The sequence below is a fragment of the Fibrobacter sp. genome (assembly GCA_012523595.1).
GTDB lineage: Bacteria > Fibrobacterota > Chitinivibrionia > Chitinivibrionales > Chitinispirillaceae > JAAYIG01.
Genome location: JAAYIG010000251.1, coordinates 1 through 4,707, shown reverse-complemented (window position 1 = coordinate 4,707; position 4,707 = coordinate 1). Strand labels below are relative to the sequence as shown.

At 44.7% G+C, this 4,707-nt stretch carries 4 protein-coding genes and 1 other RNA gene; 2 read left to right on the top strand and 3 right to left on the bottom strand.

Annotated features, from left to right (window positions below):
• Window positions 1-261 (top strand): hypothetical protein (locus GX089_17250; protein NLP04243.1); only part of this gene is annotated, 261 nt, incomplete at its 5' end.
• Between the two features lie 30 nt (window positions 262-291).
• On the opposite strand, the gene rnpB is transcribed toward GX089_17250, so the two are convergent.
• Window positions 292-676: RNase P RNA component class A (gene rnpB / locus GX089_17245), an RNA gene on the bottom strand.
• A 268-nt stretch (window positions 677-944) separates the two neighbouring features.
• Between rnpB and GX089_17240 the strand changes: the two genes are divergently transcribed.
• Window positions 945-2,228 (top strand): hypothetical protein, encoded by a 1,284-nt coding sequence (locus tag GX089_17240; GenBank protein ID NLP04242.1) that lies wholly within the window; start codon window positions 945-947, stop codon window positions 2,226-2,228.
• Between the two features lie 85 nt (window positions 2,229-2,313).
• Here GX089_17240 and GX089_17235 read toward each other — a convergent pair whose 3' ends face one another.
• A complete protein-coding gene (locus GX089_17235; GenBank protein NLP04241.1) occupies window positions 2,314-3,270 on the bottom strand; it encodes a serine/threonine protein kinase in 957 nt (318 codons plus the stop codon).
• Between the two features lie 173 nt (window positions 3,271-3,443).
• The coding region (locus tag GX089_17230) for a hypothetical protein (GenBank protein NLP04240.1) at window positions 3,444-4,707 on the bottom strand (1,264 nt) is incomplete at its 5' end.

Genomic DNA, 4,707 nt, shown 5'->3' with positions numbered 1-4,707 from the left:
TTCTCATCTGTAAGATACAGAATTGACGGAGCTTTGATTTTTGATTACGGACGGGTGACTAAAAGTATCGATGAGATCCTGAGCATTAATGGTAAACACATTGAAAGCGGAACAGCCATAGGTTTCGGGTTTCGTCTGATGGTACCTACATTTGAGCGAAGTATCTGTGCAGATTTTGTATTTGGAGACAATCCCTATACAGAGGCTCTGGATTTCAGATTCCCGGGAGCACCACATCTTTATCTGGACCTGTATTTTTAGGATTCCGCTATTTGGGTGAGAAGTATAAAAAATGGCGGAAGACCTGTAAGCCGGGTTCTGTCTTTTCTGTTATTACAGAAGAGGCAGCCATTTATCTGGCCCCGTTTTCACGAAGCATTTAGCAGCCTACCCTGGGAGAATCGAAGCGGACCACTTCGTCCTGTAAACAGGATCCCCCTATACTTGGCCTTGCACCGGAAAGGGTTTACCAGCTCCCTTTAGAGAAGGGACGGTGGGCTCTTACCCCGCCTTTTCACATCTCACACCGGCACTCCGAAGAGCACAGGAGCGGTCTTTTCTCTGTGGCACTTTCCATACCCTTACGGGTCCCCCGCTCATCACGGGGTTTCCTGTCCTGTGGTGCCCGGACTTTCCTCTGCAGAAATCTTCCTGCAGCGGCTGCCCGATCTTCCGCCAGTCCAATTATACATCTCGTCGAAAACTCTTTACAACTATTCGATTCAACAGCTCAAATGTTGGAACTCCTTCATCTGGTATCCTGTCATCCTTTCTCTGTCTATCGGTGACATTTTTTTATTACCTTTTTATCCAATTTATCATAATATCTTTTCTTTTTAAGGCTATTTTATTTTTCCTGATGACATATTCTTCAGCATTTTAATCTGTTTTAATTATAATATCTACATGCAACCGGGTTAAGTTTTCAAAATGAGGAGAGATTTGTGTTTGAGGTGCTGAGAAATAAACAGATAATATTCGTTTTTTCCTTTCTACTCATAATTGGATCTGCTGTCACTTTCAGTCAGGCATACTCCCCCTCATCACCCATTTCCCATGACAACAAAACCGGTATCACCATTTCCGGCAAGCAATTTACTACTGGGTCAGACGGGGTCTCGATACTACTCAAGAACTGTAAAGACATTACCATATCCGATTGCCGCTTTATTCTCAATTCCGGAATAATAGGCATTCAGATGCATAACTGCAGCAACATTACCGTAAAAAACTGCTACTTTGAATCATTTCGCACCGGAATTTATGCCATAAGCTGCAGTGGAGGAATAGATATCCAGTGTAATGAGTTCAGAAATATTGCCGGGGCTTCCCCCAGAGGCCAGATAGTACAGTTTAACAAATGCAGTGGAGCAGGCAACAGAGTAAATTACAATATCCTTGACCACGAATTCGGCACCGGAAATCCGGAAGATTTAATCAACATGTACGGCTCCTCCGGAACATCATCAGACCCGATTCAGATTATTGGTAATAAGCTCAGAGGTGGAGGACCGAGCAAATCCGGTGGCGGAATAATGGTAGGTGATGATGGCGGACATGATATAAGGGTGGAGGATAATATTCTGGTGGATGTTGGTCAGTACGGGATCGGATGTCCGGCAGGTTACAATATCACCATCAGGAATAATAAAATCTACGGAAAGCAGCAAAGCTTTACAAATGTTGGATTATACGCAGGACTCCAGGGAGAGATTGATGCCGGTTTCTCCTGCAATGGCCCATCAATCAGAGTGGAGAGTAACCAGATAAACTGGAAAAACAAAAACGGCGTTCAGAATGACTACTACAACTGTCCCTGTTGTCCGGGTGTTGTAACCGTAAATAACACCTGGAGAGCGCCCATTGGCCCGGAAATACTCCCTTCTGTTCTTATTCCCGATGAACACTGCGGATCCGGTTCCACAGCAGTCAAATCTCCCGTGAGAAGTCAATTAACAGAAAAGATTATGCCCGATCTGAAATTCACCCGCAGGAACGGAGACGAAATCATTTTTACAATTAACCTTTCCCGAAAAGAAAGTTTCAAACTGTCAGTCTTCGATCTTTCCGGCCGTCAGGTTTTCAGCAGCCGGCAATCCTTTTCCGGTGCCGGAACACATCGGGTTATCTGGCACCCATCAAAGGGCTTGTCTGAACAAATAAGAACGGTCGTTGTCAGACTGTCATCAGGGGAAGATAATATATACCGGAAAATTGTCTTGAACTGAGACCTGAACAAGAGATGGTCTCTTCCATCTCTATTATTTGCAAAAAAAAACAAGCGATGGTTAAAAAAGGTCTGATATATTCCAATCAGACTGATTCCTCTACAAAGCCCATCTGCTCCCGAAGATCGTTGATCTCTTTCCTCCAGAAGGAGTCTGTTCCCCAGTCAGGAAAATTACGGCGGAACTGGAAATCATGGGTTTGACGGCTGCACCATGCCAGGAAATAAATCATGCGCATTGCCCTTAATGGTTCGATACAGCGGAGAGATGTCCTGTCAAAGGAACGAAACCGCTCATATCCATTGAGAAAGAGCTCGATCTCACGCGGGCATGCATCAGGCCGGTCAGGAAGAAGAAGCCACATGTCCTGCACAGGAGGCCCCATTGCCATATCGTCAAAATCGATGAGAAGAAATCCCTCATCGAGCCTGTCCATAATATTGCCTCTGTGACAGTCGCCATGAATCCTTATCTTTCTGATATGTTCAAAAAGAGGAGCGCTGAGTTCAATGAGACGTGTCCCGGTTTCCCTGTACTGGTTACGGAAACGCTCAGGAATTACACTTCCGCAAAGATATTCAACATCATGAGCAGTTGAGATAGAAGGATCGATTGTTATTCTTGCCGCCGCAATCCGCTTCTCCCCTGCTAGATGCATCCTGCCTACAAGTGAGCCAAGCCTGTACCAGTCTGAGTCATCATTTATCTCTAATTGACGGCCGGAACGTTTGGGAAAAACCGCCATATAGATACCATCAAACTCTCCCAACGTCTCCCCGTTTCTCAATGTAACAGGTGCAACAACCGGAATTTCCGCTTCCTGGCAATCAAGAACAAACCTGTGCTCATCCAATATTGCTTCCCTGCTCCATCGATCCGGGCGGTAGAATTTTACTACCAGCCTTTTCCCATCTGCAGCAACCAGTTCATAAACACGGTTAATGTAACTAGGGAAAGTAGAAATACATGATGTCAACTTTATTCCAAGAGCATCTTCAACAGCTTCAAAGATCTTTTCCGGTATCAGCTTTTCAAAAGACATATCTGTCCCTTCGGTTTTTCCATCAGTTCTGGATTCTGATACAAAATAGTACTTACTTCCATGCTCTGCCCGAAGAATCGGCCTGAAGACGGATCATTCCTGGTTTGCACGATACCGGATTACCAATACCAGTGCCGGTCCTTAAAACAAACATTTCAGAGGAACAAAATTAATCAGGGCAGATAAGTAATCTTTGAAGTAAACCTCTTATGAGGCCTGCCGCGGGAATCCAGTACCGAAAAAGTCACAAAATAAATGCCCGATTTCACCCTTTTATTCCGTAAATCAAGGCCATTCCAGGAAATGAAATGCTCCCCACAGGAAAGGTCCTTCCCTGCCTCTTTTTTCCAGACCAGCTTCCCTGTCGGGTCAAATATTGAGAAAACCAACCTGTGATTTGAATAAAGAGGTACCGTATATCGGATGTTTAACTGTGATCTGAAAGGATTCGGAGAAAGCGATTTGATGGAATACCTAAATGAAAGGAGATCCTTTCCTAATTCTTCTCTGTAAGATTCTTCGGCTGCCACAATCAATCTGTACTCCACACTTTTCGCTGCCACAGTGACAGTGCCGCTTTTCTGCCATTTTCCACTGGGTTGATCTAGCAGCAGAACACTTGTATTGTCAGGGAGATCACCTGATTCCTGAAGCTGATATGAGATCGAAACAGGCCTGGAGCTCCTGTTTTCAAAAGCCAGTTCCTGTGTTAAATCACCCTTATACTGATTGTCGATAAAATGGCCATATCGCTTGTTTTCTTTTCGGTTATAAAGCACAACCCTCTGCTCGGAAAGTGAAGGTGGAACCGGATACCATCTTGCAGAACCGGAAGGATTGTACCCGAAGAAAACACGGGAAAGCGGTGTACCGCTCTCTGCCTTAAAAACAGCCTTAACACTCCATCCGTTTTGTTTTTTCTTCCCCAGGGGTCTCTGAGGAGACATTGAAGCCGGAACGGGTGGAATCTTTAATTCCGCTTTACTGTCACCGGAATTGTAAACAGTAAAGGCATTGACTGCACTGAGATCCAGGACAACATTGGGGTCCTGCATCTCTTCAATACCGGGCACAAAAAGCCCCTCAGAACGGAATCTGCGGGTTAAGCTATCCTTTACCCATGAATAGAACTGCATTTCTTCCGATCCGATACTGTTCTCTAAAATATCTGCCAGCCGTATCGGAAAGGCAAACGGCAGACTGATATCAGTCCATTCTCCGGGAGCAAGTTCTATTTTGAAAGGTTCCTTTAAGGAAACAGTAGTCCCGGAACCGAAATGAAGCGGTCTTTTTCTCAATGTTTTTATCCAGATGGTCTGTCCAGGGATAAATCCGAATTTTTCCTGTGCATAAGCCGAATACTCGACAAATTCTTCTTTGGCTCCTTCCCACTTAAACATACGCATGAAGCGGTTATCATAGGAGACATTTTCAAAT

Bases quoted from the DNA above. Each gene is read 5' to 3' on its own strand.
- GX089_17235 (NLP04241.1), bottom strand. From the start codon at position 3,270: ATGTCTTTTGAAAAGCTGATACCGGAAAAGATCTTTGAAGCTGTTGAA.